The organism is Enterococcus malodoratus ATCC 43197, from assembly GCF_000407185.1.
GTDB classification, from domain to species: Bacteria; Bacillota; Bacilli; order Lactobacillales; family Enterococcaceae; genus Enterococcus_A; species Enterococcus_A malodoratus.
The window spans coordinates 1212395-1225088 of record NZ_KE136481.1 but is presented as its reverse complement, the minus strand read 5'-3'; the positions used below and the strand labels follow the sequence as shown (position 1 = coordinate 1225088).

The 12694-nt window shown below is 41.0% G+C and carries 10 protein-coding genes and 1 other annotated feature (1 of these 11 only partly in view); of the genes, 7 read left to right on the top strand and 3 right to left on the bottom strand.

Annotated elements, in window-relative coordinates; translation table 11 throughout:
• Window positions 1-93, top strand: a binding site (T-box leader); it begins 121 nt to the left of the window's first position.
• Window positions 94-203: 110 nt separating this feature from the next.
• The 5 genes from I585_RS06150 to I585_RS06130 all read left to right on the top strand — a co-directional run bounded on the left by I585_RS06150 (window position 204) and on the right by I585_RS06130 (window position 6081).
• A complete protein-coding gene (locus I585_RS06150; protein ID WP_010743250.1) occupies window positions 204-2843 on the top strand; it encodes a valine--tRNA ligase in 2640 nt (879 codons plus the stop codon).
• Window positions 2844-3029: 186 nt separating this feature from the next.
• Window positions 3030-4343, top strand: a complete 1314-nt coding sequence (locus tag I585_RS06145; protein ID WP_010743251.1) for a bifunctional folylpolyglutamate synthase/dihydrofolate synthase — start codon at window positions 3030-3032, stop codon at window positions 4341-4343.
• Window positions 4330-4989 (top strand): HAD family hydrolase, encoded by a 660-nt coding sequence (locus I585_RS06140; RefSeq protein WP_010743252.1) that lies wholly within the window; start codon window positions 4330-4332, stop codon window positions 4987-4989. Before I585_RS06145 ends, I585_RS06140 begins: the two co-directional genes overlap by 14 nt.
• 50 nt (window positions 4990-5039) lie before the next feature.
• Window positions 5040-5729: a RadC family protein gene (gene radC, locus I585_RS06135; protein WP_010743253.1), complete on the top strand. Its 690-nt coding sequence runs from the start codon at window positions 5040-5042 to the stop codon at window positions 5727-5729.
• Between the two features lie 151 nt (window positions 5730-5880).
• Window positions 5881-6081 carry a cold-shock protein gene (locus tag I585_RS06130; RefSeq protein WP_010743254.1) on the top strand — a complete coding sequence of 67 codons (201 nt, stop codon included), beginning with the start codon at window positions 5881-5883 and terminating at the stop codon, window positions 6079-6081.
• 85 nt (window positions 6082-6166) lie between these two features.
• Here the strand turns inward: I585_RS06130 and I585_RS06125 are convergent, their stop codons facing one another.
• The 3 genes from I585_RS06125 to I585_RS06115 form a co-directional block, all read right to left on the bottom strand.
• Window positions 6167-6670 carry a TetR/AcrR family transcriptional regulator gene (locus tag I585_RS06125; protein ID WP_010743255.1) on the bottom strand — a complete coding sequence of 168 codons (504 nt, stop codon included), beginning with the start codon at window positions 6668-6670 and terminating at the stop codon, window positions 6167-6169.
• 261 nt (window positions 6671-6931) lie between these two features.
• A complete protein-coding gene (gene rnjA, locus I585_RS06120; protein ID WP_010743256.1) occupies window positions 6932-8608 on the bottom strand; it encodes a ribonuclease J1 in 1677 nt (558 codons plus the stop codon).
• A gap of 1 nt (window position 8609) precedes the next feature.
• Window positions 8610-8822 carry a DNA-directed RNA polymerase subunit epsilon gene (locus I585_RS06115; protein WP_010743257.1) on the bottom strand — a complete coding sequence of 71 codons (213 nt, stop codon included), beginning with the start codon at window positions 8820-8822 and terminating at the stop codon, window positions 8610-8612.
• Between the two features lie 358 nt (window positions 8823-9180).
• Here I585_RS06115 and I585_RS06110 point away from each other — a divergent pair, with 358 nt between their 5' ends.
• Window positions 9181-10911 (top strand): ABC transporter ATP-binding protein, encoded by a 1731-nt coding sequence (locus tag I585_RS06110; RefSeq protein WP_010743259.1) that lies wholly within the window; start codon window positions 9181-9183, stop codon window positions 10909-10911.
• A complete protein-coding gene (locus I585_RS06105) occupies window positions 10908-12668 on the top strand; it encodes an ABC transporter ATP-binding protein (RefSeq protein WP_010743260.1) in 1761 nt (586 codons plus the stop codon). The genes I585_RS06110 and I585_RS06105 overlap by 4 nt, the downstream gene beginning before the upstream one ends.
• Window positions 12669-12694: the final 26 nt, after the last annotated feature.

The following is a 12694-nucleotide window of genomic DNA, read 5'->3' as shown; positions in this document are numbered from 1 at the left end:
TAGGAGCGCACGGCACATGCCCGTTATGGCATGAAAGAGCGGCAGAAAATTTTTCTGCAATTTAGGTGGTACCGCGTATTTTACGTCCTAGAACACACTTGTGTTCTAGGACTTTTTTTGTGAGTCTCACTAAATGTAAGAGTCATTATTTAGTTAAGCAAGTTTTAGATAATTTTCGAAACAATTAATTAGGAGGAACATCTATGACTGAAAATTTACCAACAAAATTCAATCCGCAGGAAGTCGAAGCGGGTCGCTACCAAAAATGGTTGGACCAAGATTTGTTCAAGCCATCAGAAGATAAACAAGCAAAACCCTATTCAATCGTTATTCCGCCCCCAAACGTAACGGGGAAATTGCACTTAGGTCATGCTTGGGATACAACATTGCAAGACATGATTATTCGTCAAAAACGGATGCAAGGTTTTGATACTCTATGGTTGCCTGGAATGGATCATGCGGGGATCGCGACGCAAGCAAAGGTTGAAGAAAAATTGAGAGAACAGGGCATTTCGCGCTATGATCTTGGTCGCGAAAAATTTGTTGATCAGGTTTGGGAATGGAAAGAGGAATACGCTGGACATATCCGCGAGCAATGGGCGAAGTTAGGTCTGTCGCTTGATTATGGTCGTGAACGCTTCACACTTGATGATGGATTGTCTGATGCTGTTCGTAAAGTATTCGTTTCTTTGTACGAAAAGGATCTGATCTATCGCGGTGAATACATCATCAACTGGGATCCGCAAGCTAAAACAGCCTTATCTGATATCGAAGTTATTCATAAAGATTTAGAAGGCGCCTTTTACCATGTTTCTTATCCGTTAACGGATGGCAGCGGTGTATTGGAAATCGCAACTACTCGTCCCGAAACGATGCTAGGAGATACAGCTATTGCAGTTCATCCAGATGACGAACGCTATCAAGATTTAATTGGCAAAACAGCAATCTTGCCGTTAGTTGATAAAGAAATTCCGATTATTGCGGACAGCTATGTGGATCGCGAATTTGGAACGGGCGCGGTGAAGATTACACCTGCCCATGACCCTAATGACTTTGAAGTTGGTAACCGTCATGACTTACCGCGAGTGAATGTGATGAATGCAGACGGCAGTATGAATGAGCTTGCTGGAAAATATGCCGGCATGGATCGTTTTGCCGCTCGTAAAGCGATTGTCGCTGACTTAAAAGAAATCGGCCGTTTGATTAAAGTTGAAAAAATGGTTCACAGTGTTGGACATTCAGAAAGAACCGGAGTGGTCGTTGAACCGCGTTTATCTACGCAATGGTTCGTAAAAATGGGACCACTTTCTGATCAAGCAGTTAAAAATCAAGAGACCGACAATGCGGTAGAATTCTTCCCACCGCGCTTCAATAATACCTTTATGACATGGATGGAAAATGTTCATGATTGGGTAATCTCTCGTCAATTATGGTGGGGACACCGTATTCCAGCTTGGTATCACAAAGAAACTGGTGAAATGTATGTAGGCATGGAAGCACCAGCTGATAGCGAGAATTGGGAGCAAGATCCAGATGTCTTGGACACGTGGTTCAGTTCAGCCTTATGGCCATTTTCTACGATGGGCTGGCCGAATGAAGAGAGCGAAGATTACAAACGCTACTTCCCAACAAGCACATTAGTTACTGGCTACGACATTATTTTCTTCTGGGTTAGCCGAATGATTTTCCAAAGTTTGGAATTCACCGATGAACGTCCATTCAAAAACGTTTTGATCCACGGATTGATCCGTGACGAGCAAGGCCGTAAGATGAGTAAGTCATTAGGCAACGGGATTGATCCAATGGATGTCATTGAAAAATATGGTGCCGATGCATTACGTTGGTTCTTATCAACTGGTTCAGCACCAGGGCAAGATGTTCGTTTTAGTTATGAAAAAATGGATGCGGCTTGGAATTTCATCAATAAAATTTGGAACGCTTCTCGTTTCGTAATCATGAATGTTGAAGACTTTACCGCGGAAGACATTGATTTTTCTGGTGAAAAGACTGTCGCCGATCGTTGGATTCTGACATGTTTGAATGAAACCATCGAGAAAGTAACCAATCTGTTTGATCAATTTGAATTTGGTGAAGCGGGACGTCAATTATACAACTTTATGTGGGATGACTTCTGTGACTGGTATATCGAAATGAGTAAAGAGATTCTTTACGGTGAAGACGAAGCTGCGAAACAAACAACTAAGAGTATTTTGATTTTTGTATTGGATCAAACACTCCGTTTGCTGCACCCAATCATGCCATTTGTGACGGAAGAAATCTGGGCGAAGATTCCTCATACTGGCGAATCACTAGTTGTTGCTGAGTATCCTGTAGTTCATCCAGAAAACAACGATGAATCAGCTGCCAAAGGGATGGAAGTCTTGAAAGAATTGATCCGCTCTGTTCGTAATATTCGTGCGGAAGTAAATACACCACTTTCAAAACAAATCACTTTATTGATTAAAACCAGTGATCTGAAAGTAGAGGAATTCCTGATTGAGAATACTAGCTACATCGAACGCTTCTGTAACCCAGAAGAATTAGTAATCGCAAGTGACATCATTGCGCCGGACTTGGCGATGTCTGCTGTATTGACTGGTGCCGAAATTTATCTGCCGTTAGCTGGTTTGATTAATATTGAAGAAGAAATCAAACGTTTAGAAAAAGAACTAGCAAAATGGAGCGGCGAAGTGAAACGCGTACAGGGTAAATTAGCCAACGAACGTTTTGTCGCGAACGCTCCTGAAAATGTCGTTGCTGAAGAACGTGCGAAGGAAAAAGACTATTTAGAAAAACAAGCAGCGGTTCAAGAACGAATCGAAAGCTTGCGGACGATTTCTTAAAAAGAAAATGGATAAAATAAATGAGTGTGGTCTTACTGAGGCCGCACTCATTTTTTTGATAGCAGGATTTCCTTTTTATAAATTTATTCTCTTTTGCGGAATTTCATCTGCGCTTAACAATCTTTCTTTGATAAACTTTGCTATACTAGAGGCATGCAAAAAATGTTGTAAATGAGGCGAATGATTATGACGATAGAAGAAGCGATTGCTTGGATTCACAGTCGGCAAAAATTTGGGTCGCGCCCTGGTTTAGACCGTGTTCAAGCCTTATTAAATAAAGTAGACAATCCAGAAAAAAAAGTATCCGTGATTCATATCGCCGGGACGAACGGCAAAGGCTCGACTGTAGCTTATTTGCGGAGTATCTTGATGGAGGCTGGAATAACCGTTGGAAGTTTTACCTCTCCTTATATTGAAGAGTTCAATGAGCGGATTGCCATTGATACGAAGCCTATTCCAGATAGTGAACTGATCCATTATGTAGAAAAATATCAGCCGATTGTAGCTGAACTAGATCAAGACCCTGCAATTGGCGGGATCACGGAATTTGAAATTTTAACCGCAGTCATGCTTGATTATTTTGCGGCAAAAAAGGTTGATGTCGCAGTTGTCGAAGTAGGACTAGGCGGGTTGCTTGATTCAACCAATGTGGTGGAACCGATTTTAACAGCAATTACGACTATCGGTTACGATCATATGGATGTTTTAGGCGATACCCTGCATGAGATCGCGCAGCAAAAGGCGGGCATTATTAAAGAAAATATTCCAGTTGTGACTGGGAAAATCGGCAAAGGGCCATTGATTGAAATTGTAGAAAAGGCTGTGACTGAAACGGCTAAAATCTATCGCTACGGCGAGGAGTATCAGGTAGATTACTTGCGGCCAGATACAACTTGGGGAGAATTGTTCAATTTTACGGATGAAGCGGGCAAACTTACTTCGCTCAAAGTTCCGTTATTAGGGCGTCACCAAGTTGAAAACGCGGGTGTCGCGATTGAACTATTTCATCTATATTGTGAGCAGCAGGGATTGCCATTCGAAGAAAAAACGATTCAAAAAGGCTTAGCTAAAGCACATTGGCCTGCTCGGATGGAAAAAATCAGCGACGAACCATTGATTGTGATGGATGGCGCTCACAATGGTCATGCCATGAAGCGTTTGGTTGAAAATGTAAAACGCGAATTTCGCGGCTATACGATTAAAATCCTTTTTTCAGCATTAGAGACAAAAGATGTTGATCGGATGTTGGCTTTGCTCTCAGATATTCCCAATGCACGAATCTATCTAACGACATTTGAATATCCGAAGGCATTAGATCTTAGTCGTTTTGATAAATTAGATAGCCGCTTTGAAGTTGTGTCACTCTGGCAGTTTGGATTAGGTGAATTGTTAGAGGATATGGGATCAGATGATTTACTATTAATTACAGGATCACTGTACTTCGTTTCTGAAGTACGTCAATTACTATTAAACTTGGGAGGTACGAATGAAAAAAGTTAAGGGAATTATTTTTGATATGGATGGTTTGTTGTTTGATACGGAATCGATTTATTGTGATGCGAATTTAGTTGTTGCTGAAAAATATGATCTTCCTTTTACTGAAGAAACATATGCACGTTTTATCGGTATCTCGGATGAAGAAGTCTGGGCGGAATTGCACAAAATGTTTGCTGACCATGGTAAAGAGACCGTCCAAAAGTTCATTGATGAGAGCTGGGGAATGGCCCATGATCGTTTCAAAACAGGGAATGTCGATTTGAAACCAGGTGTCCACGAACTGCTGGCTTATTTAGAAGAAAAAGAAATTCCGCGTGTATTGGCATCCAGCAATGTCCGCCCTGTGATTGAGATTCTATTAGAACATGCCGGGATTCGCGACAAATTTTCTGATATCATTTCGGCAGAAGATGTAAAATTTGCTAAGCCTGATCCAGAAATTTTTGTGATTGCCGCTGACCGATTAGGGATTGCTGCTGCTGACGGCTTAGTCTTAGAGGATTCGAAAAATGGCATTCTCGCTGCAGAAGGAGCGGGTGTCCCGGTTGTGATGGTTCCGGATATTGTTCCGCCAACCGCTGAGATAAAGGAAAAAACAGAAGCTGTTTTACCGACGCTGCATGAGGTAATCAACTTTTTAGAAGCATAATAATAGACTCCTTTGCGTACTTTAATGAAAAGTAGGCAAAGGAGTTTTTTATGGAAAAGAGTTTATTACTACAGGAGCTGCCAGAAAGTTCATGGCCGCGAGAACGATTGCTGCGAGAAGGCGAGAAACATTTATCTGATCAAGAACTGTTGGCAATCATTCTGCGGAATGGATCACGGCAGCAAAATGTTATGGAGTTGGCAGGCAGTATTTTACGTGAATATCCGGCACTTTATGATCTAAAACATACAACGCTGCAAGAATTACAGCAGTTTAAAGGAATCGGGGAAACACGTGCAATTGAATTGAAGGCGATGATGGAGTTTGGGTATCGGATCAACCGAGCGTTGCAGCCGAAAATGGGCAAGATCCAGTCTAGCTTATCTTTAGGCCAGCATTTGATCACAGAGCTGAAGGATTATCAACAAGAACATTTAGTTGCGCTCTTTTTGAATACTAAAAATGAAATCATTTTACAGAAGACGATTTTCATCGGTTCATTGAACCAGTCAATCGCGCATCCACGGGAGATATTTCGCGAGGCCGTTCGGATAAGTGCCGCACGGGTAGTTTTAGGTCATAATCATCCCTCCGGAAATCCGACGCCTTCGCAAAACGATTTGGATTTCACGAAACGCGTTCAAGAGTGCGGTTCAATGATGGGAATTGAGCTGATGGACCACATTATTGTCGGAGAAACCAAATATTTCAGTTTACGTGAAGAAAAATACTTAAAGTAGCAATTGAAAACCCTTGCGCGCTAGATAAAACCAGTGTTAAACTATTATTGTAATTTTGTTTGAGTTGCGAGTTGGTATACGTATGTTTCCCTTTTCGTAGGCCGGCAATGTTACAATCAATTAGTGCTTAGGCACGAGGAGGATTTTATTCATGGAAAACGGAACAGTAAAATGGTTTAACGCAGAAAAAGGTTTTGGCTTCATTACTCGCGAAGATGGCAGCGATGTATTCGTACATTTCTCAGCTATCCAAGGTGACGGCTTTAAAACAATCGAAGAAGGTCAAGCAGTAACTTTTGACGTTGAAGAAAGCGATCGTGGACCTCAAGCAGCTAACGTAGTTAAACAATAAAACGACAAGCCTTAGAGAATTTCTCTAAGGCTTTTTTTGCGCATTCGATTTTACCATGTGATGCCGATTCTGAGTAATCCTGAGATTAGCTTTCTAATGAAAATTCAAAGAAACGATCTTCCTCTAAATCTTCGGTATGGTTAGCGTTATTGATCGCTAAGGCGGCTTTTCCGATGCAATACTGCCAGAAAAAGTCAAAAAAGAAACAATCACTTTTTTCTGGATGAATAGTAGCAAAAACCTCTCTGGTTACTTGCTTAACTAATTGAATCGTGTCTGAGTCCTGTAAGAAAAAACGATGAAATTCATCTGGATAATCCGTTGCATAGTTTGTAATGGCCGTTGACATAGCCTGCAGTGATTTTGGTTCTTGGTCTTCTAAAAAGTCGGTGTATTTAACTAAGATGCGATTAGTCAATACTGACTTCAATTCAGCCAAGTTGGCAAATTCGCGATAGATCGGTTGGGTCGAGCAGGCGATATGCTGGGCGATGTTGCGGGCATGAAATTTTTTAAAACCTTCATTAATAATTAGTTGATAAGCGCCGTCAATAATGTGGCTCCGTTGCACGCGTTGTGTTCTTACCATAATCAATCTTCCTTTATCCTAAATTCAAGAAACTATAAAATAACTAGTGATAGTTATCAGCTCTTTCTAACTAATCTTCATTGTGCAAATAATACGGTTATTTGTCAATCGATTTTTTGATAATTTCAAGAAAATAATATTTTATTTTGCAAAAAAATCGCTAGTTATTTATGTGGACTGAAAAGGTATCATAGGCAGGATTGAATAAAAAAACACCTATCTGGCTTTCAGATAGGTGTTTTGACTAACGTTTTAATGCTATTAAATATCTGGTGTCATGATCATAGGCAAGATCATTGGGTGACGTTCAGTTTGATCAAATAGAAACGGCTGTAATGCAGCGACCATTGCGTTTTTCAATTTTGTTTCAGTGCAACCAGTCTCATTCAGAGCTTCTCGCAAGGCATGGAATAAGATTCGTTGTCCTTCATTGATCATTTCGCCAGATTCACGCATATAGACAAATCCTCGAGACAAAATGTCTGGACCAGCTAAAATTTCTTTCTTCTCAATATCAACTGTAGCGACAGCTAAGACTAAGCCTTCTTCAGAAAGAATACGGCGATCGCGCAAGACGACGTTTCCGATATCACCGATACCGCTGCCGTCCACATATACATCACTCGCGTTAAAATGACCTGCACGCCGAGCGCTGTCCGCGGTTAGCGCAAGCATATCACCATTTTCCATGATGAAACAATTTTCTTCAGGAACACCAGTATCCTGTGCTAAGCCGGCATGGATTTTCAACATTCTGAATTCACCATGAATCGGAACAAAATATTTTGGTTTCATTAAACGGAGCATCAATTTTTGTTCTTGCTGACTGCCGTGACCAGAAGTGTGGATATTGTTAACTTTTCCATGGATTACTTCGGCACCAGCTTCAGAGAGCAAGTTGATCAAATGATTGACGCTGGTAGTATTTCCAGGGATGGGTGAACTTGAAAAGATCACGGTATCGTCTGGCTGAATCTGGATCTGACGGTGTGTTCCGTTCGCGATCCGTGATAGAGCCGCCATAGGTTCACCTTGAGATCCGGTACATAAAATCATCAATTCATTGGCCGGCAAATGGTTGATTTCGTGAGCATCAACAAAAGTACCATCAGGCACATCAATGTAACCTAATTTTTGTCCATTGACGATCGCATTTTCCATACTGCGGCCGAATACAGCGATTTTACGTCCCGTGGCAACAGCAGCCGAAGCAGCTTGCTGCAAACGAGAAATGTTAGAGGCGAAGGTGGCGAAAATGATTCGACCTTCGATTTTTCCCATAATACGCAAGATCGATTGACCGATCGATTGCTCAGACTTAGTAAAGGTTGGGACTTCTGCGTTGGTACTGTCAGAAAGCAGGCACAAAACGCCTTCTTCTCCAAGCTTTGCCATGCGATGCAAGTTTGCAGGTTGACCAACCGGTGTGAAGTCGAATTTGAAATCTCCGGTTTCCACAACATTTCCAGAAGGAGTTTTAACAACAACACCTAATGGATCAGGAATACTGTGAGTGGTGCGGAAAAAGCTTACAGATGTTTTACGGAAGCGAATCACAGAATCTTCATCGATCTCATGCAATTCTGCGTCACGCAGTAAACCGTGCTCATCCAATTTGTTTTTGATCAGTGCCAAAGCTAGTGCGCCAGCGTAGATCGGAATATTGGCTTGCTTTAATAAATAAGGCACACCACCGATATGATCCTCATGTCCGTGAGTAATCACGAGTGCTTTTACTTTATTGATATTTTGGACAACATAACTAAAATCGGGAATGACATAATCAATTCCTAGCAGATCATCTTCGGGAAATTTTATTCCAGCATCAATGATGATGATCTCATCTTGAAATTGAACCCCATACATATTTTTTCCGATTTCGCCCAATCCACCAATGGCAAAGACACCAGTTTCATTGTTTTTTAGCGAAAGTTTCATATTAGAACTCCGTTAACTTAAAGTCGGCATTTTCTTTTTCGTATTCTAAGTGGTTGCCTTCTAAAAGTTGGATATATTCCACGTTATATGGGGTATTCTCGCGTAATAAATTGTGAACCATTTCTTCGTTGTCCGCTTCCACATACAATGATTGTGTTTGCTCACGTTTTGGATTGCGTTCTTTGGTTTCTTGATAATAAACTTTGTAAATCATGAATCTATCTCCTTTATTTGCTTTATAGCAATTTTTTCCACGACAAAATGAGGGGCGGCTGCCACCTATTTTCTTATGCTCGACGACTTAGCTTTGGCTAAAGCGCTGAGAAGAAGCCTCGTCTTTGCTTCTTGCTTGAAAAAATAATTTCACCGTTCTTTGGGTTGTCCTTACAACAATTACTTGTAGTTTATCACAGAATAAATGAGAAGTATAGAAACTAGGAAGTGAAATGGGGATTCATAAGAAATTTTCAGAAAGTCTAAAAAACAAAATAAAAAAACAATTTTCTAAGCGGGCAGAAGAAGTTCATTTATGCTATATTGGAGACATTACGGTATAGAAAGAGGCGAGAATAATGAAGTTGATGTTGCGGTATACCTTGCGTTACAAGAAGCTATTATTGTTTGATTTCATCAGTGTTTTTGGATTTATCTTGATTGAGTTGGGGTTGCCGACGATTTTAGCCATGATGATCGATAAAGGAATTGGAAATAACGATTTTGACTATGTTCAAAGAATGGGTATTGTGATGATTGCGATTACTGTAATTGGAATTATCATGAGTATCTCATTGCGTTACTTCAGTTCTCAAATCACATCTAGAATGGTAGCGGCAATACGAGATGATCTTTTTGAAAAAGTTCAGACTTTTTCTCATTCAGAGTACGAGCAGATCGGTGTACCTTCATTGATTACTAGAGCAACAAATGATGCTTATCAAATCATGTTGTTCATGCAAAATATTTTGACGACTGGTTTTATGACCCCAATGATGTTTGGGATGAGCTTGTACTTGATTATGCGTACGAGTCCAGGCTTAGGTTTTTACGTTTTGTTGGCGCTGCCGATATTGTTGTTAGCAGTCATTCTGATTGCAAAATATTCAGAACCATTGTCGACGAAGCAGCAAAAAAACTTAGACAATATCAATGGGATATTGCGAGAAAACTTATCAGGACTACGAGTAATCCGTGCGTTTGTTAATGAAAAATTTGAAGAAATGCGTTTCCGTTTAGTCAATGATGCATATACAAATAGTTCTAAGAGTTTGTTTCACTTAATGGCAGTAGCACAGCCGGGTTTTTTCTTTCTATTTAATATTGTGATGGTCTTGATCATTTGGAATGGAACAGTTCAAATCAGTGACGGCTCTTTGGCAGTTGGAACATTGATTGCTTTTATCGAGTATATTTTCCACGCATTGTTTTCTTTCATGCTTTTTGCAACGGTCTTTATGATGTATCCTCGAGCAAATGTTTCAGCACAGCGAATTCAAGAAGTTTTTGATATGGATCCGCTGATCAAGGACAATCCTGAAAAGACAGTGGAACCAACTAAAAAAAGTTCGTTGGAATTTCGTGATGTAACGTTTGCTTATCCTGGGCATGCAGAAAGCCCTGTGATTCGCAATGTCAGCTTTACAGCGAATCCCGGAGAAACAGTAGCATTTATCGGGAGTACTGGGTCAGGAAAATCAACATTAATTCAATTAATTCCCCGTTTCTACGATGTGACAGCGGGCCAGGTTTTAGTTGACGGTCAGGATGTTCGAGATTATCGTTTAAAGGATTTACGTGAAAAAATCGGCTATATTCCGCAAAAGGCTCAATTATTTACTGGAACGATCGCGGATAATTTGCGTTACGGAAAGAAAGACGCAACCCAAGAGGAAATGGAGCTGGCGGCAGAGATTGCGCAAGCAGCAGATTTTATCGCACAAAAACCAGATGGTTATCAAGAGGAGCTGGCAGAGGGCGGTAGTAATTTCTCTGGTGGCCAAAAGCAGCGTTTAGCAATCGCCCGTGCGGTGATCCGTCGTCCAGAAATATATATTTTTGATGACAGCTTTTCTGCACTGGATTATCAAACAGACGCGAAATTACGCGCTCGTTTGAAAAAGGAAACGACTGATTCTGCTGTTTTGATTGTCGCGCAGCGTGTCGGCACGATCATGCATGCAGATAAAATTGTGGTTCTTAACGAAGGGGATGTCGTGGGTATAGGCTCCCACCGAGAACTGTTGGAAAAATGTCCAATTTATTATGACATTGCCGCATCACAATTATCGAAGGAGGAATTAGCATGAGAAAATATACTTCTTCCTTAAAGCGTTTGATGCATTATATTAATCCTTACAAAAAATCATTTATCTTAGTTTTAGTCCTTGCCGTAGGAACCCTGGTTTTAGGAACGTGGCTGCCGTATTTAACAGGTTTGCCAACAACTGAGGTCAGTAAAAATATCGCACAAGTAGAACCGGTCAATTTTGATTATGTATTTAAATGGCTGATCGTGATTGTGATTGTTGGTATTTTCTATTGTGTTACTCAGTTAGGGACTGGTTGGTTGATGGCTAATGTGGTTCAATCCGCGATGCGGGATCTGCGAGATGATATTGAAGCAAAAATCAATCGTCTGCCGGTATCCTATTTTGACCGTAACCAGCAAGGGAATATCCTGTCACGGGTGACTAACGATGTGGATGCTGTAAGTAATGCTATGCAACAAGCGATTATTAAATCGATCAACGCTGTTTTAGGAATTTTGTTAGCAGTGGGCATGATGTTTTATATTAATCCCATGATGGCAATTTTATCTATGATCATGATTCCTTTATCAATCGTGATCTCACGAAAGATCGTACAGGTGTCGCAAAAAGATTTCCAAGGAATGCAAAATTCGCTTGGAGACTTGAATGGTTTCGTACAAGAAAATATGACGGGTTTCAGTGTTTTGAAGCTTTACGGCCGCGAACAAGAGACCTTAGCCGGGTTCAGTGAAGTCAACCACGAATTGCGTCGATTTGGTTTTCGAGCAGCTTTTGTGTCCAGCTTAATGCAGCCGCTTGTTCAATTAACTGCGTATGCAACCTATATTGCAATGGCGCTTTTAGGTAGTTGGAACGTGATTCATGGTGTAATCCTAGTTGGTCAGCTGCAAGCCTTCATTCAATATATTTGGCAAGTCAGCCAACCGATGGGAGAAATCACGCAATTGTCTTCGATGATCCAAAGTGCATCGGCTTCGGCTAAGCGGGTCTTTGAAATTCTGGATGAACCAGAAGAAATATTGAATGAACAAGATCTGCCATTGCCAGAACCCGTTCAAGGAAATGTCGTTTTCGATCATGTTAAATTCAGTTACGATCCGAAGAAACCGCTGATTGAGGATTTGAGTTCTGAGGTTAAGGCAGGTGAAACGGTAGCGATCGTTGGACCGACCGGTGCTGGCAAAACAACTTTGATCAATTTGTTGATGCGCTTTTATGATATCAACAGCGGAAGAATTTTGATTGATGGCGTGAATACCCAAGAAATGAATCGTTCCGATGTTCGTTCGCTATTCGGGATGGTTTTGCAGGATGCTTGGTTATATGAAGGAACGATTGGCGATAATATTCGCTTTGGACGGCTGGAGGCCACAGATTATGAAGTGGTTGATGCGGCCAAGACTGCCAATGTCGATCATTTTATTCGTACAATGCCAGGCGGTTATGAGATGGAGATCAACTCAGAAGGGAATAATGTTTCGCTTGGTCAGAAACAATTATTGACGATTGCTCGTGCAATTATCTCTGATCCCAAAATCTTGATTTTAGATGAAGCTACTAGTTCGGTAGATACTCGACTAGAGGGTCTGATCCAAAAAGCGATGGATCGAGTGATGGAAGGTCGAACTAGTTTTGTAATTGCTCACCGTTTATCGACAATTCGCGATGCAGATCACATCTTAGTGATGAGAGATGGACAGATCATTGAACACGGGACGCATCTTGAATTATTAGCACAAGGCGGCTTCTATGAACAGCTTTATAATAGTCAGTTTATGGAAGAAGCAGAATAGAACAATATGATCAGAGGCACGAAGTT

Coding starts and splice junctions, on each gene's coding strand:
- I585_RS06150 (WP_010743250.1), top strand. CDS start 204: ATGACTGAAAATTTACCAACAAAATTCAATCCGCAGGAAGTCGAAGCG.
- I585_RS06145 (WP_010743251.1), top strand. CDS start 3,030: ATGACGATAGAAGAAGCGATTGCTTGGATTCACAGTCGGCAAAAATTT.
- I585_RS06140 (WP_010743252.1), top strand. CDS start 4,330: ATGAAAAAAGTTAAGGGAATTATTTTTGATATGGATGGTTTGTTGTTT.
- radC (WP_010743253.1), top strand. CDS start 5,040: ATGGAAAAGAGTTTATTACTACAGGAGCTGCCAGAAAGTTCATGGCCG.
- I585_RS06130 (WP_010743254.1), top strand. CDS start 5,881: ATGGAAAACGGAACAGTAAAATGGTTTAACGCAGAAAAAGGTTTTGGC.
- I585_RS06125 (WP_010743255.1), bottom strand. CDS start 6,670: ATGGTAAGAACACAACGCGTGCAACGGAGCCACATTATTGACGGCGCT.
- rnjA (WP_010743256.1), bottom strand. CDS start 8,608: ATGAAACTTTCGCTAAAAAACAATGAAACTGGTGTCTTTGCCATTGGT.
- I585_RS06115 (WP_010743257.1), bottom strand. CDS start 8,822: ATGATTTACAAAGTTTATTATCAAGAAACCAAAGAACGCAATCCAAAA.
- I585_RS06110 (WP_010743259.1), top strand. CDS start 9,181: ATGAAGTTGATGTTGCGGTATACCTTGCGTTACAAGAAGCTATTATTG.
- I585_RS06105 (WP_010743260.1), top strand. CDS start 10,908: ATGAGAAAATATACTTCTTCCTTAAAGCGTTTGATGCATTATATTAAT.